Origin of the sequence: Bradyrhizobium sp. AZCC 2230 (genome assembly GCF_036924495.1) — a bacterium.
In the GTDB taxonomy this organism is placed as follows: Bacteria; Pseudomonadota; Alphaproteobacteria; order Rhizobiales; family Xanthobacteraceae; genus Bradyrhizobium; species Bradyrhizobium rifense.
In genome coordinates, this window is sequence record NZ_JAZHRS010000001.1 from 3653441 (window position 1) to 3674667 (window position 21227).

Here is a 21227-nt window from a genome sequence, read left to right on the forward strand (position 1 = left end):
CACCACAACCTTGCGTAAGCAATCCTGGCTGGCGGTGCGTTCTGATTTCGACCGGGTTGACCAAGCGCTGCGGAACGTAGCCGTTAAGGGCAAACCGGCCAAACTTCAATTTAGTGCCAATAAACCTCTGTTTAATGGGGCCACCGGTCGGCCGGGACTAGTTTTTAAAACAAGCAGCCCGGCCGCGTTTTCTCCCTGGGTCGCTGCAGCTGATGCGATTGATCGGCCTTCGATCGGCGACAGCTTTCATCTGGCGTTGTTTACTGGGCAGCGCCAGACTGACCGTCTAATCATGCGGAATGAGAGCGACATCGAAGGCCGCCACACGTTCCGCCAGAGCAAGACAGGCGAGCTTGTCGACATCAAGGAGGCGCCCCAACTCAGCGCACGGCTGAATTCCTCGCGTGCACGCGTAAAGGAGCTCAAGCTCCGGCTTCAATTGGATAAGGTGCCTCCCGAGCTCGTGGTCAACGAGGACAATGGTGAGCCTTATGACGAGAGCACTTATCGGCATTGGGTGTCGACCGCCCGAGCCGTCGCGGTCTTCGGCTTTCTCGCGCGCGATAGCGCGCGCCAAGCGATTGTCCGCGCGGAGCGACTGAATGCCGAACTGATCAAGATCTCCGACAAGCTATTCGCTCCATTTCCTCTCGATGAAGAGAACAAGGCGCAGCGCGCTCGGACGGTTGATCAGCGTAAGCGCGTCTTGTCAGAATGGCTGGATGCGCAGGCCGCGCGCGACAGCAATGGCGATGAGACCGCATGGCGTCTAAAGCCTTGCCCCGCTCTGATGTTCGTCAATGGCGCCGGCGACCTCGACCAGAAGCACGACCAAGACCTGCGGGATACCTGCGTCATGCTGCTCGATCGGGCTGGCTGCGACTTACTGACGATCTGCGACATCACTGGGCATTCATATCGAAGTGCGCAGACCATCGTGAAGCACTACCGGGCTCGAAATGCGGCTCGTGCTGACTCCGGCATCGACAGGCTCGAACTGCAGGTTCGAAAGGAAGGGATGAAGGGCTGAACGGACAGCGGCAGAATTTCGTTTGCCCGGTTGCGCCTTAAGCTCGCAGGTCGCCAGGAGGCGGTGTGTCGCGCAATCAATCCCGCCACGCTTTCCGCCTCCTACGGCGAGGCGTACGCTCCATCTCTGCCCGCGCCGTCCGCAAACAATGACCGTCTGCGCCCGGTGCGATGAATAACGCCCCAAATATCGGACACGTCGCACGGTGTGCGACGTGCGACTACCAAAGGCGTCGCACCAGACTCGATTTGTTCTGTCAGGGAAATGAAAAAAGCCCTTGCGGGCCAATCGCTTAAGGGTGGTGGGCGCACCAGGGCTCGAACCTGGGACCCGCTGATTAAGAGTCTACTCTTTGACTAATGAATTCAATGCCTTGCGTGTAAAAGATACTCACAGAGAGCCTCCGTAGATCAATAGGTTACAGCGGAAATGTAAATTGGCCGGTTGCATTTCCCGTACCTCCGGCCCCGCGTCCCGAACGCGGTGAGCATCTTCTAAGCTGTTGATTTTTCTTGCTGTGACGGGCCCTTCCGTCCGTTTTGTTCACGCTCGTTTCAGCCAATTCGTTGCGATTTCATTGCGGCGTTCTGGAGCGAGGACGGTGAACACCGCGCGCCGATTGGGAAAACGCAGAGGCGCTGGCGTAACGCTCGTTTTCCCCAGTCCGTCAGTAGTCGCCAAAAGCGCTCATAAGCCCGATGGCTACGGGGAGGAGCGCGAGGCAAACGACAACGGGTGTGTTGGAGTAGAGGGCGGCAACAAGGATCCAAGCGCCGAAGCAGGCAATTCCGGCTGAGATCGCGAAGGCGATCGCTTTTTCCATTGGCGCCCCGCACGTAAAGCACAGACGAGGTTGCCATTAGGACGCCCGGAGAGCCAAAACGTTCCTAAGCGCCTAAGCCGCCCGGGCGCGGGTTAGAGCGCAGATCAGCCCTTCGGCTTCGCCCTCAGCTCGATCTCCCAGCCGGCGCTCGGCAGTCGATCATCAAGCCAATGCGGCGCTTATCGTGCGGCCCGTTTTGCTTGCGTCAGTGCATGGTTTCAATAGAGCGTTTTGCTTTTTGGGATTACGGTCTCCAAGCCTTCGGATTGTTTTGCTAACCAGCCAGTAGTGGTCGGCCGCTATGACTGTCATCCCTCTATCGTCCCCTAGGCGTGCGAACGATCTGTCGGGATCCTGTTCGTCAGGCCTAATTTGTAAAGGATCCGAATGAAAGCCTTCTTGCTCGCCTGCGTGACAGCCGTCGCGATCGCGGCAGCCTCGGCCGCTGTGCTTAGCAGCATTCAGGAGCCCGTCGCACAGGCCTTTGCAACAACCGGCGTGCGTCTCTAGGGAACGGCAAAGGGCGCTCTCCGCCACTACTCCGCCGCGGAGGCTGTGTGGCGCGGCTGCGGTTGATTGCCGTTCGGCCCCGTGCGCACCATTTCCTCGTCCAGCCACAGGCTGTGGTGCTCGCGCGCCCAGTTGACGTCGACCTCGCCTGAGCCCATGGCCTCGAACGCTCCCTCCATGCCGATCGTGCCAATGTAAATGTGCGCCAGCATCGCGGCGATGAATAGAACCCCGACGATGGCATGAGCGATCTGAGCCGTCTGCATGCCCTCAATCCCCGTGGCGTAGAACGGAAACATGAGGATGTAGCCGCTCGCGGCAACCAGTACGCCGCCGATCACGACGATCCAGTAGATCGCCTTCTGGCCGGCATTGAAGCGATAGGCTGGCGGATGATCATGCCCAACCATGCCGCCTCCCCGTTTGAGCCAATCAATGTCCACCTTGTTCGGGATGTTGCCAGCGATCCACGTCAGAAAGATCAGCACCACGCCGATAGTGAAGGGGAAGCTCAGGTAGTTGTGAGCGTATTTCGCCCATTGGGACCATTCGGAGAATGCTTCAAAACCGACGAGCGGGAGCAGCAGCGGCCGGCCGAAGGTTATGTTCAGACCGGAAATTGCCAGAATGATGAAGCAAGTCGCGGTCATCCAGTGCACGAACCGCTCAAACGTATTGAAGCGCACGATGGTGCGACCGGACCGACCACCTTCGAGTCGGACCATGCCGCGCGTCAAATAGAAGATCACGAGCACTGCAAGCATGCCGAGAATGGCAACGCCGCCGATCCAGCGTAGTGTGACGTTACGAAATTCGCGCCAGTCGCGCCCCGCCGGCTGCATGAGCACACTGGAGCGCTGGTCGGGAATGCTGACGCGGCCTTGGATCCGGTCCATCTCCTGGAGCAACTGCCGCTCATTGACAGAGCTTGCCGTTGGGTTGATCTGCTGCGCGCTCGCCGGCGGCGGCACAGCCATGAGCAACACGAGCAAAGCGCACGCGCAGACGATCAGACGAATGACTCTTGCAAATGAGCTCATAAACCCTCCCTGGTCGTGCGCGCCCTTGCCGAAGCCGCAACTCAGGACTCGATCGTCTCGCGATAAGCCGTCTTCCAGCCCCATGCACCTGAGCCGTAGCCCCGTTTCATGACGCGCTCTTTGTAGATTTGAGCAATGATCTCGCCGTCTCCGGCCAACAACGACTTGGTCGAGCACATCTCGGCGCAGAGTGGCAGCTTGCCCTCGGCAAGCCGGTTCGCGCCATACTTCTCGTATTCCTCCTTGCTGCCGTCGGCCTCCGGCCCTCCGGCGCAATACGTGCATTTGTCCATCTTTCCGCGCGAGCCGAAATTGCCGATCTTCGGGTATTGCGGCGCGCCGAACGGACAGGCGTAAAAGCAATAGCCGCAGCCGATGCAGAGATCCTTGGAATGTAGCACCACGCCATCGGCGGTGGTGTAGAAGCAATTCACCGGGCACACGGCGGCGCAGGGTGCATCGGTGCAGTGCATGCACGCCATCGAGACCGAGCGTTCGCCAGGCTTGCCATCATTGATGGTGACGACGCGGCGCCGGTTGATGCCCCAGGGTACCTCATGCTCGTTCTTGCAGGCTGTCACGCAGGCGTTGCACTCGATGCAACGGTCGGCGTCGCAGAGAAACTTCATACGTGCCATCGTCGTTGCTCCTTATGCCGCTGCGATCTGGCAGAGAGTAACCTTGGTCTCCTGCATGTTCGTCGCGGGATCGTATCCATAGGTGGTGATCGTGTTGGCGCTTTCGCCGAGCACGATCGGATCGGTGCCCTTGGGGTAGTTGCCACGCAGGTCCTTGCCTGCGAGCCAACCGCCGAAATGGAAGGGCATCCAGGCCACGCCCTTGCCGACGCGCTCGGTGACAAGCGCCTTCATCCTCGCCCTGGAATTGTTCTCGGCACCCGTGACCCAGACCCAGCCGCCGTCCCTGACGCCGCGCTCGACGGCGTCGGCGGGATTGATCTCGACGAACATGTCCTGCTGCAATTCGGCGAGCCAGGGATTGGTCCGCGTCTCCTCGCCGCCGCCTTCGTACTCGACCAACCGGCCGGACGAGAGGACGAGCGGAAACTGCTTGGCGATCCCCTTCTCCACTGCCGCCTTTTGCACCGAGAAGCCAACATTGGGCACTCGGAACTGCTTGGCATCGGGCAGCGTCGGATATTTGGAGATCAGGTCGACGCGCGGCGTGTAGATCGGCTCGCGGTGAACCGGAATGGGATCTGGCAGGCCGAACGCATTCATGCGCGCCTTGCCGTTGCCGTAGGGCACGCAGCCATGCGCCAGCGCAACGCGCTGGATGCCGCCCGAGAGATCGAGCGACCACGATACGGTGTCCGGAGCGGCCGGATTGATTTTATTGATTGTCGCCATCTCGGCTTCCGTGAGCTCCGTGTCCCAGCTGAGCTTCTTCAGGACCGCCAGAGTGAATTCCGGATAACCGTCCTCGATCGCCGAACCTTTTGAGTACGAGCCGTCCGCGAGCAGACTTACTTTCCGCGTCGTGCCGTCCGGCAGCTTCTCTTCGCGCTCCACGCCGAAACGCGGCCGGAACGTGCCGCCGCCGTCCATCACATGCAGGTTAGTGTTATAGAGTAGAGGAGTGCCCGGATGCTTGACCTCCGGCGATCCCCAGCAAGGCCAGGGCAGACCGTAATAGTCGCCGCCGACCTCGGGATCGTCCTTGGGCGCCCGCATCGTCAGCATGTCAAACTTCGCCTGGTTCTTCATGTGCGCCTTGAGGCGCTCCGGCGATTGCCCGCAATAACCGGTCGACCAACTGCCGCGGTTCATCTCACGCAGCACATCCTCCGCCTCCGGCAGATCGTTCTCGACCTTGATGTTCTTGAACATCTTGTCGGCGAAGCCAAATTTCTTCGCTAAGAGATAGATGATCTCGAGATCATCCTTCGATTCGAAGATCGGCTTCACGATCTGCTCGCCCCATTGCAGCGAGCGGTTCGAGGCAACGCGTGAACCCTTGCATTCGAATTGCGTCGCGACCGGGAGAATGTAGACTCCATCCTTGCGTCCCGCCTCGACCGAGAGCGAGGCCCAGGTCGTCGGATGCGGGTCGGCGATGACGAGCAGTTCGAGCGCCTTCAGGCCGTTCAGGGATTCAGGAATGCGGGTAATGCTGTTGGAAGCGTGTCCCTGCACGAATACCGCCCGCACATTGTCTTTCTGCGCGATCTGATCTTTCGGCAGCGTCACCGCTTCGAACCAGCGGGTCAGCGGGATGCCGGGCGTTTCCATGATCTGCTTGGAGTCGAAGCGCGACTTCAGGAACTCATAGTCGACGTCCCAAACCCGCGACCAGTGCTTCCACGCGCCTTCGGCGAGCCCATAGTAGAACGGCAGCGTGACGATATCGAGCCCGACATCGGTCGCGCCTTGCACGTTGTCATGGCCACGGAAGATGTTGGCGCCCATACCCGCTCCGCCGACATTGCCGGTCATCAGCAGCGCGATGCAACTGGCCCGCACGTTGGCGGTGCCAACGGTCTTTTGGGTCTGGCCCATGGCCCAGATCAGTGTTGCCGGCTTCTCGGTGGCAAACAACTTGGCGACGCGCTTGAGCTGCTCGCCGGGAATGCCGGTGACACGCTCGACTTCTTCCGGATTCCACTTCTCCACTTCTTTCCGGAGATCATCGAATCCATAGACCCGCTGTCGGATGAACTCCTTGTCTTCCCACCCGTTCTGGAGGATGTGCCACATCATGCCGTACAGCACCGGGATATCGGTGCCCGGCCGCATCCGCACATATTCGGTTGCGTGTGCCGCGGTTCGCGTCAGGCGCGGGTCGATGACGACAAAGTTGGCCCTTTGAAGCTCTTTGCCCTCGAGCAGATGCTGCAACGATACAGGGTGCGCCTCGGCTGGATTGCCGCCCATGATGACCTGGGTCTTGGCATTGCGGATATCGTTGAAGCTGTTGGTCATCGCGCCGTAACCCCAGGTGTTAGCGACGCCGGTGACGGTTGTTGAATGGCAGATGCGCGCCTGATGGTCGGTGTTGTTGGTTCCCCAGAAGGCGCCGAGCTTGCGGAACAGATAGGCGCCTTCGTTGGTCATCTTTGCCGAGCCGAGCCAATAGACGGAATCGGGGCCCGACTTCTCACGCACGGCGAGAAGCTTGTCGCCGATCTCGTTGATCGCGGTATCCCAGGAGACACGCGTCCACTGCCCACCCACAAGCTTCATCGGATAACGCAGCCGTCGCTCGCTATGTACGAGCTCGCGCACGGAGGCGCCCTTGGCACAGTGTGATCCGCGATTGATTGGGGAATCCCAGCTCGGCTCCTGGCCGATCCAGACCCCATTCAAGACCTCCGCTGTGACCGTGCATCCGACGGAGCAATGCGTGCAGACGCTCTTGCGGACGGTCGCGCCCACGGTGAGCGGGCCGGCCATCGCCGCCTCAGCCTTGCGCACGCTGCCGAGCGGCAGGGTGCCAAGTGCTGCGAGTGCGCCGCCCACGAGGCCGGATTTGCGCAGAAAACTGCGGCGGTCGAGGCCGCCGCCCTGACCCGCCAGGGACTCCGCGACGGAGCCGTGGCGCAGGGAATGCTGGTTTGTTCGCTTGATCAACACGGTCAGCCTCCCTTAGCCGGATAACGATTGACGCGGTAAAAGGCCTTGACGTGATCGGTCTCCTTGTAGCGTGCCCTTCGCTTCTCATCGTTGGTTTCGCTGTCGGCCTGTGCCGACCCGACCAGCGGTGTCGCGAGTGTCGCGCCGGCACCGATCGTGCCAATGCTGACCTTGCGCAGGAAGCCGCGACGCCCGACTGTGGCTTTCTCATCTTCACTCATCGCATCTCTCCTGGACCTACGCGAGCAGGTCAGTTGGCGAATGTGAATGCTTCCATCTCGATCTCGATAAAGGCGCGACCGAGCGCACCGACCGCACGATAGAAGGTGGCGTGCTCTGCGCCCTCGATGTCGGCGAACAGGCGCCCCATCCAGGGGGCGACGTGTTTCTCGAAAAAGGCGCGCTGTGCATCGGACGATGCCTCGAAGCGGCCCCCGGCAAGACCTGCCATGATCTCGCAGAGGATGGCCGCATGGTCTTCCGGCTCGGAACCGTTCGCAACACGCTCGATCCCGAGCGCGGCGAGGTCGGCGCGCAGGCGCGACAGTGGCCGCTCGTTGAGAAAGCCGGTCAGATAGTACGAGGCGTACGGCAAGAGCTCACCACGTCCGAGGCCGACGAACAGATCGAAATATTCGCGCTCGACCCTCGCTGCGACCGCGCCGGCAGCGGCCGCGGCCAGTGCAATATGCGCCCGCCCGAGCGGCGTCGCATCGCCGGTCAATGCAGCCAGTTGATCAAGCAGCTTTCCTGACGGCGCTGCGGACAGGAGCGTGGCCAGGAGCCAATATTCGTGCGAGCGCGCCGTGTCGACGGGATCCACCGGCGCCACGGACAGAGGCTGCTTACTAAAGAGATCAGGCCGCAATTCGCCGCGCGATATGCCGGTCGCGGCTTCGACTGCAATCACCCGTTGTGCGGGCACGTTGCCCCAGTTCGAAACGGAGGGCTGGCTGATGCCGCTTTTGCGCGCAAGCTGGGCAACGCCGCCAGCGGCGTCAATGGCGCGATCAAGGCCATCATCACGCACGTGGACCTCCCATCCAGGTGCTTGATTTTTTGCTTTTGTAACAAAGCAACAGCGAAGCGTAGTCCTGGCTCCGCGGGTGGTCAACGCTTGCCCATAGCCGGAGGCTATAAGCCTTTGGTCGAGCATCTAGGATGGCAGCGCGCCACCATGCGTTCGGCATCGCCGCACAGGATCGGTTTCACCTTTGGTGTCTTCAGTCACCGCCGGTTGCGCTGCAACAGGAGCGGACGCGAGCTCGGCCGCGGCAGGTCGGTCAGCCGCGTCCGTGACTGCGGCAGGTTCTTCCTCCTGATGCAATTCTCGTGAAGAATCCTCGGGTTCGACGGATAGATCCGGCAAGGATTGAGCCGCCTTGCCCAAGCCACCGACGATCCGATCAACCAGCGCGGCCAATTCTGCCTCAGAGCAGTCCAGCGGGCCGAAGCCCGGCATCGCGGTCGGATCGTTGAAGTCCCAGGCGTTCTCCGCGAGCCCGACGAATTCGCAAATGGCAGGATCAGCGTTCCAGGCGCGACGAAGCGCCGCACGCGTCAGCTCCTGCGGAATCCCTCTGCGCAGAAATGCCTTGATGTCGGTCGCGGACGTGATCGAGTCGATCGGCGGCAGACTCGACAGGTCGAATTCGAACTCCTCATCTTTGATGGCGGGCGGCGGCGCAGATTGCACGTCGTCGCGCAATGCCGCCTCCGGCAGCGTAGCATTCGCCCTTGCCTCCTGCTTGCGGCGGGACCACCGTTTCAGGAACTTGTCCTCACTCATTCATGTCCGCCTTCATGCTGACGGCGCGCCATCGCCTCCGGGTCGGCTTGCCGCCGCGCGCGCTTGAAGAACTCACGCTCGACGTGGTGCTCAGCGACGAAACTTTCAATCGCCTGGCGCAGCATCTCCGGCATGGCCACAGCCTCGACGAGATTGCCGCCGGCTTCTGTGAAGGCCTCGCCTTCTGCGGGATCGGCGGTAGCGGCCGTCACCGAATAGGGCCAGGCACCTTCCGCTGGCGACAACACGATCCAGATGCTTGCACTGCCCGAGGTGAGATTGTCGCGATAGCGCGCCGTCTCGGACGGATAGAGATCGACTGTGGCGCTGCCTGCATAGAACAGGGTCGCGCCGTGCTCTTCGCGAAGCACGGTCCACGGCTTTGTCTCGGGTTCATCGGGCAGCACGGCGACAGCGCGCCAGACGAAGTCGGCCCATTGCGAATCCGCCCTGCACCGCTCGACCACGATGCCGACGGGAATGCTCAGGACTGGCAGCGCGGCGGGGCTCACGTCACCATCTCCAGGCGTTTGATCGGCAGCCCCGTCAGCAAATTCTGTGGCTTCATCCTGAGCTTCCGATCGGATGTCATCGCCAGGAGCAGATAGACCGGCTCGCCCTGCATATCCACTTTGGCCGCGCAGATGTCCGCAAACGTCAGGCGGAACAGCCCGAGCACACGTCCGGCGCTGCGTTCGTCGAGCTGCTCGCCATGCCAGAGACGGTCGCCGAGACTGGTGGCGTCGGCATCGAGCCCGACATACCAGGTGAGCTGCGCATCATGGAGCTCGCGCAACGGCTCAATGGCAACGTCGATCCCGAGCAGATGGGAGATCCAGCGCGCCATCGCCTGCGCCAGCGCCGTTCGTCCGCGGCCCCCCGGAGTGAGGTCGAACGCCATGTCGAAATCGTCGCTGCGTCGCCAATACTCTTCGGCGTTCGCCTCGCTCAACACGTCCAGCCGGGCGTCGGCCGCAACCCCCAGCATCGATATCAACGAGAGCACCGGGGTCGGGCTCTGCCCACCGACAACCTCTTCATCGCCGAGAAGCAAGGCCTGTTCATGTGGCAGGATGCGCTGCGAGCGAAAGAACAGCTCGGCTGCACGCAGCGCGAACGGATCATCGCAGCCATCGAGCGCGTTGCGCAGGATCACGTGCACGAGCTGATTCACGAACACCGGCGGCAGATCGTTGGTCCGCGACCGGACGGTTGCAAGGTAGGCAGCCTCGAGCGTCGGATGCCGCAGCAGGAGATCACGAAAAGCGAGCACGAACCGCCAGTTTTCGCGTGCGTCCTGATCGGTGATCGCAGCGATCTCGTCATCGCCCACCGGCTGGCGCGGATCAGCGAGCAGCTCGCGGTGCAGCCTTCGTTCAACCGGGCATGCATCGTCCGGCGGCATCAGTTCGGGACGGGAAAAATAGGCCTTCAGGAATTCATCGGTCGCACGGAGCCCGCCGCTCGCATCGCGATCGAGCAAGTGATGGCCACACGCGATCCAGAAATCCTTCATCGGTGTTGCGGCTCCCTGGCGATATCTGCAAGGTTGAGATCGCTGTCCGCCTCGACGTCGTCCTCCACCTCCATGAACGAGAACGCCTTGCCATGGCCCTGCCCTTTCCGCAGTTGCAACCTGCGGAAGGTCTCGCGAACCTCGCCGTCATTGGCCGCGCGGTGCACCGCGATGAGCGAACTGATCGGATGCGCGCAGAGCGATTGCACGAAGGCGACTTCGTCTTCTGCGGCGGCCCGTGCCCTTGCAGCGTCCGGCGCGCCGAAGAGGTCGACGAGCTGCCTAGCAAGGAGATCGACCAGCACCTCACGATCATTCTCCGTCGCCGGAACGATTTGCGCAAGCGTCGACCAGCCCCAGGATTGCACGCCGAGGAAGCCGCTGCGGAAGGCCGCGCGCGCCTTGCCGCTGAGTTTGGCCGGATCCTGATCGCAGAAGCGGAAGGCGCCGGAGACGGTCCATTCGCCTGGTACGGCCGCCGCATCGAATACGAAGGTGTCGGAGGGATCGAGCGCTATGGTGCGCAGCAGTTTCACAGCCGCGGCCCTCCGAGCTTTGGATCGAGCCAGGATGGCGCGGCGAGCGCCTTCACGAGCCCACCCCGCTCAGTCGTGTCGGTGCGGAGTAGCCGCGTGAGGAGATCGCCGCGATCGTCAATCCGCAGGAGCGTTTGCCTCTCGCGGGTGACGCGGCTGAGATAGTCGCGCGCGACGCCGTCAAAGCCATCGACCTGCCAACCGTCGCTCACCCGCATCAGGTGGCGCGCAAAGCTCTCGGTCACCTGCACAGCCCCTGCTTCGCCAAACCCCTCCTCCTCCAGCGCAGACGCGAGCGGATGAACGCCCGGTCCCTGATCGGCCATTGCGACCGTCCGGATCATGGCGCCAAACACCAGCCAGGCGGGAGGCTCGTCCTCGCGCGCGGGCGACGGCCATCCCATCCGCCCGCCGCCGACCAGCCCGCCGTCAATCTCGACGGCGTCGGGCCAGCGGATCGCGACCGTCTTGTTCGGCGGCGCATAGGCGCGAAGAGCGTCAGTGAGCGCGATCATGCCCGCATAGAAGGCGCGCCGTGCGGTGCCCAGGGGCTCGCCCGGCTCAAGCACCACGGCGAATTCTGCAAGGTCGAACCGCCCGACATACACCAGCGTGCCGGCACCGCTTTTGGGTGCAATGCGGCAAGCGTGGGCAAAGGCGTCTCCGCTCTCACGCAGCCGGACGAGCGTGAATGGCGGCGGCAGATGGATCGGTTCCGCCAGGGAAACATGGGTCGCAGGGGTCGACGGCAAGGCCGTCCTCCACTTTCCTTTTCTTCCCAATAGGGAATATCTATACGAGGCAAAGGATCGGCGCGAGTCCGTTGAGTCCGCGCCGCACTGACGGAGGGATTCACCTGGAGCATCCAGCGAAGACCGTCCTGATCTGCTCGTGTGAAGACACGATGCGCCTCGACGCGGCCGCGATCCGGCGTGGATGCCCCAACTGTGAGATCAAGACCTTTCGTAATCTCTGCGGCGCGGAACTCGAACATTTTCGCAGTGCCGCAAAGGCGGACGGCGCGCTGACGGTCGCCTGCACGCAGCAGGCGGCGCAGTTTACCGAGGAGGCCGGCGAACGTCCTGATGGAATCTGCTTCGTCAACGTCCGCGAGACCGCGGGCTGGTCGCGCGACGGCGCGAATGCGGGCGCGAAGATGGCGGCGCTGCTTGCAGCGGCTGCAATTTCCGCACCGGACTATCCGCTGGTCACGCTGACAAGCGACGGCATCATCCTGATCTATGGGCGCGATGAGGCGGCGATCGAAGCCGGCCGGATGCTCGCGGGCTACCTCGATGTCACGGTCATGCTCAAGCAGCCGACGGATATCACGCCGCCTGCAGCGACAGTCTTCCCGATCGTGCAGGGCACGATCCGCAGCGCGCGGGGACATTTCGGCGCCTTCGAGCTCACGATCGACGACTACGCGCAGCCCCGCCCGTCGTCGCGCGATCGCTTCCTGTTCGAAGCTCCGCGCAACGGGGCAACTTCGCGCTGCAACCTCGTGCTCGACCTCTCCGGCGAGATGCCGCTGTTTCCCGCGCACGACTTGCGCGACGGCTATCTGCGTGCGGATCCCAAGGATCCCGCCGCCGTGCTGCGCGCGGTGCTTTCCGCGCGCGATCTCGTCGGCAGTTTTGACAAGCCGAGATATGTCGAGTTCACGCCCGGTCTGTGCGCTCATTCGCGCTCGAAGCTGACCGGATGCCATCGCTGTCTCGATCTGTGCCCGACCGGGGCGATCACGCCCGCTGGCGATCATGTCGATATCAACGCGGAAGTGTGTGCCGGTTGCGGGCAATGCGCGGCCGCATGCCCCACGGGAGCAGCATCCTACGCGCTGCCGCCCGCCGACACCCAGTTGCACACCCTTCGCGCCTTGCTGCTCGCCTATCGCGAGGCCGGTGGCATGCATCCGGTGCTGCTGCTGCATGACCGCCCGAACGGCACGCCGCTGATCGACGCGCTCGCCCGTCACGGCGACGGGCTTCCGGCCAACGTGCTTCCGCTCGCCGTCAACGAACTGACGCAGGTCGGGCTGGAAGCGGTCATCGGCGCATTCGCCTATGGCACGTCCGCCGTGCGGTTCCTGCTGCGCGCAAAACCACGGCATGAAGTAACCGGACTATCGCAAACGATCGCCATGGCCGATGCCATTCTGATCGGGCTCGGATTTGACGGATGCCGTGTAGCCACGATCGAAACGGACGATCCCGACGCGCTGGCTACGCAACTGGGTGGGATCGAGATGCTTGCGGCGGTCGAGACGCCCGCAACCTTCAAGACCGTCGGCAAGCGGCGTGACCTGCTCCGATTTGCCTTGAGCGAATTGCACCGCCTGGCGCCGACGCAGGTCGACGTAGTCGCCCTGCCGCAAGGCGCACCCGTCGGCGCGATCAGCGTCAACACGGATGGATGCACGTTGTGCCTGTCCTGCGTTTCGGTCTGTCCGACTGGCGCGTTGCGCGATGATCCCGAGCGCCCCGTCCTCAAATTCATCGAGGATGCCTGCGTGCAATGCGGATTGTGCCAAAGCACTTGCCCCGAAAAGGTGATCACGCTGAATCCGCAGATCGACTTCCGCGCCTCTCGTGCCCCGGCCCGGGTAATCAAAGAGGAAGAGCCCGCCCTATGCGTCCGATGCGGCAAGCCGTTTGGCGTCAAGAGCACGATCGATCGTATCACGGCGAAGCTCGAAGGCCGGCACTGGATGTATCCAGCCGGCGACAAGCGACTCGACACGCTCAGGATGTGTGCCGACTGCCGTGTTATCACCATGAGCGAGCAGCAGTTCGATCCGTTCGTCGGCGCCCACGAACGTGCACCGCCACGGACGACCGACGACTATTTGCGCCAGCGAGACAACAAGAACTAGATTGCTATATTCCGCAATGGACTATTTCACGGTCGCGCGGGCCAGAAAATCCGTGAGCGCCCGGCGATCTTCGGCAGAGCCGATGCGCTGCTCCGGCATCTTAGTGCCGGGCGTATAGGCATTCGGACCGATCTCGAACAGTCTTGCGACCGTCTCGGGCGTCCAGACGATGTCCATCGCCCTGAGTGCATCGGAAAAACGATAGCCCGGCCGCGACGCGATCTTTCGGCCGTATAATCCCGCCAATGTCGGCCCCGCGCGCTGCGTTTCCTTCTCCGATAGTGTGTGACAGGCCACACAGGCGCGGAACACCTCGGCGCCGGGATCGCCGGCGTAGGCCGCCATGGGATCGGCCGGCGTGCCCAGCAAATTCGAGCCGATCGGCTCGCCGGTACGCGCATTCCAGCGCCGGATCTTTCCGTCAGCACCGCCGGTCAGCAGGGTTTCGCCATCAGGCAGGAATACAACCGACCAGACAGGTCCGCCCAGTCCCATCAGCGTGCGCAACACAGCACGAGTTGTGCGATCGATGATCGCCACCGCGCCATCCACCCTCGCGGCCGCGATCAATGCGTCATTGTTGGAGATGGCAAGAGCCACGATCGGCGTGGCCCCGGCGGCGACCTCGCCACGATCCTTGCCCTCAGCACTCAGCATGCGCAGCTTGCCGTCGGCCGCCCCGGCGAGGATCTCGCCGTCCGCCGCGATGACGACGGCATTCAACGGGGCCGGCAGCGCAATTGTTTCGACAATAGCGCTCGGCAAATGCCAGATCCGCAGCGTGAGATCGTAGCCGACGCTGACGAGCGACTTGCCGTCGGGCGCAAAAGCAAGGCCGTTGACGTTTTGCGAATGACCTTCCAACACACGCTGCGCGCCGTCGATGAGTGACCAGAGCCGCACCGAGTGATCCCAGGATCCAGAAGCGATCATCTCACCGTCGGGCGAAACCGCCAATGCGACGACAGGCGCCTGATGTCCCAGCAACACCGTGTCCGGCTGCTGTTGACCGGCCGTCCAGATCGCGATGCGGGCGTCCGCGCCGGCGGTCACCATCCGTCGGTCAGTGAGGAAACCAACCGCGTTCACCGCGTCCGTATGAAACCGCAACACCTGTTCCGCGGATTCTCTTGCGAGCGACCATCTGATGGCGGCGGTGTCGAACCCGCCAGACAAAAGGCTCGTCCCATCGGCCGAAACAGCAATGGTCCTTACCGGCCCGCCGTGTCCCATCATTTGCGCACGAGCTGTCTGCACCGAGATGAGGAGCGAGGCGGCGAGCATCAGCGGGGCGAGACGCGAGGAATTCATCAGCGATCCGGGGCAGCGCCGAACGAACTGGAACCGCTTCTCATTCTGCCTTAATTCGTGCTTCGAACAAACGAGTCATTTGTCCGGCGCGACGACAGCCTTGTTCGACCCGTCCGGAGCGGCTTGCATGCCGGGTGGGCTCTGTCCTTGCGGGCTTTCGGCGGGCGCACCACCCGATCGGGTGTCGACCGGGCCGGTCCAGCCTTGCGGCTGCAACTGGCCTTTATCCTCCGGAGCAGTTCGTCCCGCGCCAACAGTGGCCGGCTTCTCAATGCGTTGATCCGTTTGGGCGAGCGCCAACCCGCAGCTGGACCACACCGCCACGCCTACAAGGATTGCGAATTGCCGCATGACGCAAACCCGCTCGATTTGATGCAGCTCAACGAATGACGATCTGCTCAGTTCCATGATGCACAATGACGCGCCAGCTTGAACAACGGCTCGCCGGGTTCTAGTTTGTATTTGAGGCTGCGAGGGCCTCGGTCATGCAAATACGATCCAAAGCGTATCTGCAGATGATTTCGCACTTGCGAGGCCTGCGTGCCTTGCTTTCGTGGACCGATGATCCGGCGACCAAAGAGCCCTCATTGATGCTCATTTTCGTCGCGGTCTTGCTGGCCCTGCTGCTGGCGATACTGGAAGTCGATCAGCACAGTGCGGCGCTCCAGTCTTTGGGACTGCTCGGCGATCCACCCGGTACGCAACCCAATTTCACGGGCCCCTGATGGGTCAAGGATGCTTTCCATTCAACCGATCGGAGCGCCGCTCCGCAAGCAAAGGTCACTTCTATTGCTCGGCTAGCGTGGCATCGTCTCGCGTGGAAACACCAACGAACGATCATCGAAATCCTGGATCGGAAGTTTGTCTGTCTGAACTCCGGCCTGCGACGTTTGCACGCCGGCTAGTCGAGTCGCTCCAACGGTCCCATTGATCGGCCATATATACGATCGCGACAGGGTTGTTGCCGCAACGAGCGATGCGACGGCAATCAGACCGCAAAGCATTAGGCGCTTCATGGTAACTCCTTGGCTGATGCGTGAGCCGGAGGTCTGATTAGCGCCCCATACGAGGGGCAGATGTGTGCTACCTCACATCTCTCGCATCAGTGATCGGAGTTCCACTCCTTCGCGCCAAGTTGCCTCCACCTGAGCGTTTCGGATTGAAGATGCCGAGCGGAAAGGACGAGATGTGCCTATTTGCCGTCGTTCCATATGTCAGTGGTGAGCTTCCAGTCGTTTCCGACCTTTTCCCAAACGACGACATATTTTCCGGTCACCTCCTGCGGTGTCGGTCCCTTGGTTTTCAAAGTGAAGGTCCCGATTTCGCGTGCCGCAGAAGGGCTGAGCGGCTTGACGTCAACGGTTGTGAGCTTTGGATCGCCAACTTGGTCGGCCATGCCCTTCCACATTGCCTCGATGGCCGCTCGGCCGTGTACCATCGCAGAACCGGGCGGGAAGGCGGTCGCATCGGTGCTGTAGAGTGACGCAACCCCAGAGAAGTCCCCTTTGTTGAACAATTCAATCCATTTCGTGTTGATCGCTTCAATCTCGGCCTTCTGAGCCGAAGCCGGCGCGGTCAATGAGATCACGCATGCAATCACCAGTGCTGTGCTGCGCATCATCATCTCCCATTCCGGATCTTGACGTCGAAGTGGATGCGTTGAAATGCCACATCTCAGACCGCGTTTGGCGCCACAGCAATTCCGGGAAATTACCGTCAGCAACGTTGACGAACCGGAGCAACGCAGTACCTCGCCCAGCTTGCCGGTGCACTTGGTCCAAACATCGTTGAACCACGCTCGGATATCGAAAGTCTTTTGGTGACAAGTGTCGGTGTGCAATCGACGCCATCAGATTTGCTTGAGACGACCCGTCTCCCCCGAGAACATATACCGCACCTTTCGCTGGCCGAGTCCGCCAAGCGGGACCCGATCGCGCGGATGCTACGTTCGTGCAAAAAGAATGTGGTCGCGATCAGTCTGCGCTCGGTCTCGCCAAGAGCACGGTCTACGCGAAGCTGTGCCGCCATCATCTTCGGCTTGGCCAGCGGCAGGTTGCAGATTTGGACCAAAAGCCAAAGGCAGTTCCGGAATGCGTCGTCCGCGCTGGCCGCTCGTTGGATCAATCGCGCAACAGCATCGCCTCCCGAACGGTTCGGCTCGAGCTTAAGACGGAAACGAGCCCCAGAGCCATCAGCACCAGGCCAAGCCAGTTTGCCGTCCAGCCCCGCCCGTGATCGCTCGCCTCGGCAATAGGAAAGGCGACCAGTGAGGCCGGAGCCACAGAGACGGCAACCGCGTCGCTGGCGGCCGGCGCGGCTGCGAGAAGCGCCTCCACGTCCACATGGCGCCGCGTGGGGTGGTCAGGCGTGAGCTGATCGGTCGCGCGGTTGGCGACGGGTGCCGATAGCACCGGGGCCGCGGCCCCGATAGCGACCACAGAAGCGGCATCAACCACCTTTAGCTTGGACGCGGGCGGCATCGCTTCAGACGTCGCCGGTGCGGAGCGCAGCTGCTCCGCACGCGTATCCACGAGCGCCTCCTGCTTGCGCCACGCGGACTCGTTCTCAGCGGGAGCGGCGACACGATCCTTTGCGGCGTGATGATGAACCCGCTTCCGCACCGTCGCGATCCCCTCGGCAGCCAGAAACCAACACTTGCGTTGGCCATCCAGACGATAGACCCAGTGCTGACCGTCCGCCGTCAACTTGCCGGGTCGCGGCAAGCACTCCCTTTCCGCGGAAGCGGTCGCAGCGGCTGTCTGGGGCGCGACATTGAAGAAGTCTGCAAACGGATTCGAAGACGCGGGCGCCGTTGAAAGTCCTGCGAGAAGAACAAAAGCGCCGAAGCAAAATCGCAAAGGACCGGCCATGAAAACCCGGTGTTGCGCCCCCCCGGCACGAGCCTTGGCTGCGACCTGGGTCACAATGCGGCTCAAATCCGGCAATGCGATGGATTCATTCTGGCCCGGAAACGAGATCCAGGCCCGTGAGCAAGCCCCTGCAGCAGTGCGAAAGGCATCCACTATCGCGCGCTGGTCATGATCGAGCCGGTCCCGGCGAGGGACGATTCGTGCACCACTCTTCCGAGATCGCCGCGGCGTTTGCCGCGCCCAGGAAATTGGAACTCCCTATGGTATTACCCATACGCATTTTGCAATTGTGCAGCGTGGCGCTGGGATCTAACTCCTCTATGATCCCGCGAACAAAAATTCGCCTCGCAGTCGCATGTTTTTGGAGTTCTATTTTTGACATTGAGAGCTTCCGCAGCTGAATTGGATTTCGGAACGCGAAGCGTAGGCGGATTCAAACAAAGTTTGAGGGAGCCGCCCTATGCCGCTCGAAATGCGATGCGGCGGATGGTTTGCGGCAGGCCGCAGTGACGCTTCCCAGCGGAATTGGTAACCGACTTCTGGCAGCACTACCGGCGGCTGACCTCGATCTGCTGGCACCCGAGCTAGAGATGGTTGCGCTCGATCGGGATGCTGTCGTCTCGCGGGCGGGTGACCAGACCGAGCACGTCCTCTTCCCTCATAGTGGCGCCATTTCTGTGATGATCGACATGGCCAACGGGCAGACGGTCGCCAGCGCCGCAATAGGGCGCGAGGGCGCAGTAGGCACTCTTTCCGTGCTGGGGCCGTCCCCTGGGGCCGTTACCGCCATCGTTCGTGCCGCGGTCACCGCCTCGCGGATCCCCGCATCGCGATTCCACGCCGCTTTTAGCCGGAGCCCCGCGATCCGCCACGCAGTCCAGATTCACTTCAAGGCGATGCTGATACAGCTACAAATCGGCGGGGCCTGCAATGCGCTGCATCCGGTCCAAGCCCGCATGGCACGCTGGCTGCTCCATCTTCGCGACCGCGTCGACCACGACGTCCTCCCGCTCACCCAGGAGGCGCTTTCGCAAATACTGGGTGTACGACGAACGACAGTGACGCTCCTGATGCGCAATCTGCGCGCTTCCGGAGCGATCAGATCTGAACGGCGAGGCGAAATCGAGATCGACCCATCGCGGCTCGCAGCGGTGGCGTGCGAATGCCACGACACCATGCGTTTCGAGGTTGAGGGGATCTTCTCAATGAATGCAGCCCTATCTCGCGTTTTGGTTCTGCCGACGCAGTAAATGAAACGGGCGAAGTAGCCGCTTCGGCGCGGCCGGTGAAGTCGGAGAAGACGGTGCTGAAATCTCCGCCGCTTCGCCGAATAGCGGTTCGGGCCGATCAGGCTGCACCCCCGTGTTGCAGCGCGGAGCCAGCGAGAAGGAGAGTCGATAGAGCTGATCATTTTCAGACTTTTGGGAAAGGACTTCCGCTCAGGGTCAGGAGCGCCGGTCGAAGGCTACACCGCCGATTTCCTGTCTACCCGGCGGACTGATGCGACTTTCCGGACCTCTTCACCTTCGGGCCATGAAGCGACACAGACGACATTTGGATAATCATTGAAACCAGGCAAGTCTTGCACACTTGCCTGGAAGCGGCTGGAGCTGATGTTCGGGCCGTTGTGCCAGCGCGAAGGTGCTATCGTGCCGGAGTGCAGCAATGCAGGCCAAGGTTTGAGGTTACTTTGCGAGCAAGTCGAGGCGTTGCGGCAGGTGGATAATGCGTTCGGGCAATTGGACCCGAGCAGTAGCAGGCATTGAACTTGGTCTCCAAGCACCGGGATCGGCCTTATCGGGCTGGCTTATCACCGCGTTGAACCAAGGTGAAGAACCCGGAGTCGCCGGCCATGCACCGCGCCAACGTTGCGTTCTCATGATCGGTGCGGCCACGCATGGGATCGTTGGTTCCAGGAATTCCTGACCAAGATGGCATATCATTTCATCCGCCGAAGTTTCCAACCGAGCGCCAGACCAAGCAGCTGTTGGAGTTGGCCGAGCGTTCGGCAGACCGACTCAAATTAGGAACGGAGCCCTCGCAGGGTGTGTCCGCTGATTTAAGCAGACATTCGCAGCATGGTGTCCGGTTTGTGGTGTACTAGGTCCGCTTGCGCAGGCCAGTGAAAACGGTCTCGTGTGCACGCACCGGCGTGCAGGTCGTGAATACGAGCGCAAACCGGCTGCACTGCGAGTCAGTGCCAAGCGCGGCGCTGGTGGGTGACGTCAGGTTGACCGACAGTAATGCTGCCGCTGCGCAGGCAAACGTCACGCACGCCGCGATCAGCACCGCTCCCTTGTGGGTCCTGGGGTGGGAAATCATGGCCTTGGCTCCTGTACGATGGCCGGAAGATTAAGGGGCAGGCTCCGCAGTCCTTGTGGTCCTTGTGATCTAATTCACATCCTGACCCAGATTTTTCGCTGGTGGCCCGAAGGCGTGCGCGATTGCTTGCACTGGATCAGCGCCGCAGCCGGACTCGCGCACCGGAGCAAACAGCATCTTTAGTTGATCAACCTCGTCGGCACAGGCGAGTAGCGCGGGCGGAATGTCAACGCCGAGCGCCCGGGCTGTCATGGGATTGATGACCAGCTCAAACCTGGTTGGCCGTTCGACGGCCTTCGCGTACGGCTGCTGCCTGGGTTTGATCTTGATCAAATTCAGCAGCGTCGCCGCCACGATCATCACCAGGACGCCACCAACACTGAGCGCGATCTGCATCGTCAGCCCATCCGAGATGTCGAGCAGCGCCAGGTGGCTGGCCAGCGTCAGCAGAACGCCGAGGCAGTAGATAGGCAGCGAGTTCTGGCCGCAGCGAATGGCGCCATGCATGACCGCCGTCGTCAGCCCTCGCCAATCGCGAGGCACGAGCCATACGGCCAAAACCGCACGGGCCAAGAAATGCAGCAGTCGCAATGGAGCTAGATTCGATTTGTCGATCGGGTAAAGCAGCGTCAGCAGCGCCTGGGGGACCAGCGCTTCCAGCGGTTTGATGCTCCAGCTCAATGCGATGATGAGGCTGAACACCAGATAAAGAACGGCAGGCGCAAGCGCGGCGCGTGAGGTCACCCACGGCCGGAAGCTCTTGCCCTCGATGATCCACCACGCGCCAAGCACAAGCGGCAGTTGCCAGGCCAGCGGATTGAAGAACCAGTGGCCGTTGGCTATCAACTCACGCGGCTCTGTGTGTCGCTTGTGCGGATACGGTCGACTGGCAAACGTGGGTTTCTGGTGCGCTCGGAGGGCGTTCACATTTTCCGCGATTTCAATGGGTTACAGAGGTCAAAGACGAGTCGAGGTGCATTTCGTGCGCAAAAGTGCCTTTTGGCTCAACCGC

20 protein-coding genes and 1 pseudogene are annotated in these 21227 nt (G+C 61.9%); 5 read left to right on the forward strand and 16 right to left on the reverse strand.

Features of this window, described 5'->3' with window-relative positions:
* The first annotated feature begins 10 nt into the window (after window positions 1-10).
* The gene (locus V1280_RS17570; protein WP_334526412.1) at window positions 11-1030 is read left to right on the forward strand and encodes a hypothetical protein; all 1020 of its coding nucleotides are present in this window, start codon (window positions 11-13) and stop codon (window positions 1028-1030) included.
* A gap of 667 nt (window positions 1031-1697) precedes the next feature.
* Here the strand turns inward: V1280_RS17570 and V1280_RS17575 are convergent.
* Window positions 1698-1853 carry a hypothetical protein gene (locus V1280_RS17575; RefSeq protein WP_279659340.1) on the reverse strand — a complete coding sequence of 52 codons (156 nt, stop codon included), beginning with the start codon at window positions 1851-1853 and terminating at the stop codon, window positions 1698-1700.
* 387 nt (window positions 1854-2240) lie between these two features.
* On the opposite strand from V1280_RS17575, the gene V1280_RS17580 reads away from it, so the two are divergent.
* Window positions 2241-2363: a hypothetical protein gene (locus V1280_RS17580; protein WP_334526418.1), complete on the forward strand. Its 123-nt coding sequence runs from the start codon at window positions 2241-2243 to the stop codon at window positions 2361-2363.
* Between the two features lie 26 nt (window positions 2364-2389).
* On the opposite strand, the gene V1280_RS17585 is transcribed toward V1280_RS17580, so the two are convergent.
* The 10 genes from V1280_RS17585 to V1280_RS17630 form a co-directional block, all read right to left on the reverse strand.
* Entirely contained in the window at window positions 2390-3403 is a 1014-nt protein-coding gene (locus tag V1280_RS17585; protein ID WP_334526421.1) for a formate dehydrogenase subunit gamma, read from the reverse strand.
* Window positions 3404-3444: 41 nt separating this feature from the next.
* Window positions 3445-4041 (reverse strand): formate dehydrogenase FDH3 subunit beta, encoded by a 597-nt coding sequence (gene fdh3B / locus V1280_RS17590; RefSeq protein ID WP_284260360.1) that lies wholly within the window; start codon window positions 4039-4041, stop codon window positions 3445-3447.
* Between the two features lie 12 nt (window positions 4042-4053).
* Entirely contained in the window at window positions 4054-6996 is a 2943-nt protein-coding gene (locus V1280_RS17595) for a formate dehydrogenase subunit alpha (RefSeq protein WP_334526431.1), read from the reverse strand.
* A gap of 2 nt (window positions 6997-6998) precedes the next feature.
* Window positions 6999-7217 carry a twin-arginine translocation signal domain-containing protein gene (locus V1280_RS17600; protein ID WP_334526434.1) on the reverse strand — a complete coding sequence of 73 codons (219 nt, stop codon included), beginning with the start codon at window positions 7215-7217 and terminating at the stop codon, window positions 6999-7001.
* 29 nt (window positions 7218-7246) lie between these two features.
* Window positions 7247-8026 carry a molecular chaperone TorD family protein gene (locus V1280_RS17605; protein ID WP_334526437.1) on the reverse strand — a complete coding sequence of 260 codons (780 nt, stop codon included), beginning with the start codon at window positions 8024-8026 and terminating at the stop codon, window positions 7247-7249.
* A gap of 126 nt (window positions 8027-8152) precedes the next feature.
* On the reverse strand, window positions 8153-8785 hold the full coding sequence (locus V1280_RS17610; protein WP_334526440.1) for a DUF3306 domain-containing protein: 633 nt from the start codon (window positions 8783-8785) through the stop codon (window positions 8153-8155).
* Window positions 8782-9297 (reverse strand): DUF3305 domain-containing protein, encoded by a 516-nt coding sequence (locus tag V1280_RS17615; RefSeq protein ID WP_334526443.1) that lies wholly within the window; start codon window positions 9295-9297, stop codon window positions 8782-8784. The genes V1280_RS17610 and V1280_RS17615 overlap by 4 nt, the downstream gene beginning before the upstream one ends.
* Window positions 9294-10301, reverse strand: a complete 1008-nt coding sequence (locus tag V1280_RS17620; protein WP_334526446.1) for a DUF6352 family protein — start codon at window positions 10299-10301, stop codon at window positions 9294-9296. The genes V1280_RS17615 and V1280_RS17620 overlap by 4 nt, the downstream gene beginning before the upstream one ends.
* Window positions 10298-10837 (reverse strand): DUF6505 family protein, encoded by a 540-nt coding sequence (locus tag V1280_RS17625; protein WP_334526449.1) that lies wholly within the window; start codon window positions 10835-10837, stop codon window positions 10298-10300. Before V1280_RS17625 ends, V1280_RS17620 begins: the two co-directional genes overlap by 4 nt.
* The gene (locus V1280_RS17630; protein ID WP_334526452.1) at window positions 10834-11589 is read right to left on the reverse strand and encodes a biotin/lipoate--protein ligase family protein; all 756 of its coding nucleotides are present in this window, start codon (window positions 11587-11589) and stop codon (window positions 10834-10836) included. Before V1280_RS17630 ends, V1280_RS17625 begins: the two co-directional genes overlap by 4 nt.
* A gap of 152 nt (window positions 11590-11741) precedes the next feature.
* On the opposite strand from V1280_RS17630, the gene V1280_RS17635 reads away from it, so the two are divergent.
* Window positions 11742-13712, forward strand: coding sequence for a 4Fe-4S binding protein (locus tag V1280_RS17635; RefSeq protein ID WP_334526455.1), 1971 nt, complete (start codon window positions 11742-11744; stop codon window positions 13710-13712).
* 21 nt (window positions 13713-13733) lie between these two features.
* On the opposite strand, the gene V1280_RS17640 is transcribed toward V1280_RS17635, so the two are convergent.
* Window positions 13734-14996, reverse strand: a complete 1263-nt coding sequence (locus tag V1280_RS17640; protein ID WP_334526458.1) for a c-type cytochrome — start codon at window positions 14994-14996, stop codon at window positions 13734-13736.
* A gap of 512 nt (window positions 14997-15508) precedes the next feature.
* Between V1280_RS17640 and V1280_RS17645 the strand changes: the two genes are divergently transcribed.
* Entirely contained in the window at window positions 15509-15748 is a 240-nt protein-coding gene (locus V1280_RS17645; protein WP_334526461.1) for a hypothetical protein, read from the forward strand.
* 467 nt (window positions 15749-16215) lie between these two features.
* Here the strand turns inward: V1280_RS17645 and V1280_RS17650 are convergent, their stop codons facing one another.
* Both V1280_RS17650 and V1280_RS17655 read right to left on the reverse strand, forming a co-directional pair.
* Window positions 16216-16647, reverse strand: a complete 432-nt coding sequence (locus tag V1280_RS17650; protein WP_334526464.1) for a YybH family protein — start codon at window positions 16645-16647, stop codon at window positions 16216-16218.
* Window positions 16648-17143: 496 nt separating this feature from the next.
* A complete protein-coding gene (locus V1280_RS17655) occupies window positions 17144-18046 on the reverse strand; it encodes a hypothetical protein (protein WP_334526467.1) in 903 nt (300 codons plus the stop codon).
* Between the two features lie 353 nt (window positions 18047-18399).
* Between V1280_RS17655 and V1280_RS17660 the strand changes: the two genes are divergently transcribed.
* Entirely contained in the window at window positions 18400-19143 is a 744-nt protein-coding gene (locus tag V1280_RS17660; RefSeq protein WP_334526470.1) for a Crp/Fnr family transcriptional regulator, read from the forward strand.
* A gap of 850 nt (window positions 19144-19993) precedes the next feature.
* Here V1280_RS17660 and V1280_RS17665 read toward each other — a convergent pair.
* On the reverse strand, window positions 19994-20215 hold the full coding sequence (locus V1280_RS17665; protein ID WP_334526473.1) for a hypothetical protein: 222 nt from the start codon (window positions 20213-20215) through the stop codon (window positions 19994-19996).
* Window positions 20216-20284: 69 nt separating this feature from the next.
* Window positions 20285-21052: pseudogene (gene opgC, locus V1280_RS17670) on the reverse strand (OpgC domain-containing protein); the annotation flags it as partial.
* Window positions 21053-21227: the final 175 nt, after the last annotated feature.

Excerpts from the sequence above, each read along its gene's own strand:
- V1280_RS17645 (WP_334526461.1), top strand. The coding sequence starts at position 15,509 with ATGCAAATACGATCCAAAGCGTATCTGCAGATGATTTCGCACTTGCGA.
- V1280_RS17600 (WP_334526434.1), bottom strand. The coding sequence starts at position 7,217 with ATGAGTGAAGATGAGAAAGCCACAGTCGGGCGTCGCGGCTTCCTGCGC.
- V1280_RS17665 (WP_334526473.1), bottom strand. The coding sequence starts at position 20,215 with ATGATTTCCCACCCCAGGACCCACAAGGGAGCGGTGCTGATCGCGGCG.
- V1280_RS17650 (WP_334526464.1), bottom strand. The coding sequence starts at position 16,647 with ATGATGATGCGCAGCACAGCACTGGTGATTGCATGCGTGATCTCATTG.
- V1280_RS17620 (WP_334526446.1), bottom strand. The coding sequence starts at position 10,301 with ATGAAGGATTTCTGGATCGCGTGTGGCCATCACTTGCTCGATCGCGAT.
- V1280_RS17585 (WP_334526421.1), bottom strand. The coding sequence starts at position 3,403 with ATGAGCTCATTTGCAAGAGTCATTCGTCTGATCGTCTGCGCGTGCGCT.
- V1280_RS17610 (WP_334526440.1), bottom strand. The coding sequence starts at position 8,785 with ATGAGTGAGGACAAGTTCCTGAAACGGTGGTCCCGCCGCAAGCAGGAG.
- V1280_RS17580 (WP_334526418.1), top strand. The coding sequence starts at position 2,241 with ATGAAAGCCTTCTTGCTCGCCTGCGTGACAGCCGTCGCGATCGCGGCA.
- V1280_RS17635 (WP_334526455.1), top strand. The coding sequence starts at position 11,742 with ATGCGCCTCGACGCGGCCGCGATCCGGCGTGGATGCCCCAACTGTGAG.
- V1280_RS17640 (WP_334526458.1), bottom strand. The coding sequence starts at position 14,996 with ATGCTCGCCGCCTCGCTCCTCATCTCGGTGCAGACAGCTCGTGCGCAA.
- V1280_RS17575 (WP_279659340.1), bottom strand. The coding sequence starts at position 1,853 with ATGGAAAAAGCGATCGCCTTCGCGATCTCAGCCGGAATTGCCTGCTTC.
- fdh3B (WP_284260360.1), bottom strand. The coding sequence starts at position 4,041 with ATGGCACGTATGAAGTTTCTCTGCGACGCCGACCGTTGCATCGAGTGC.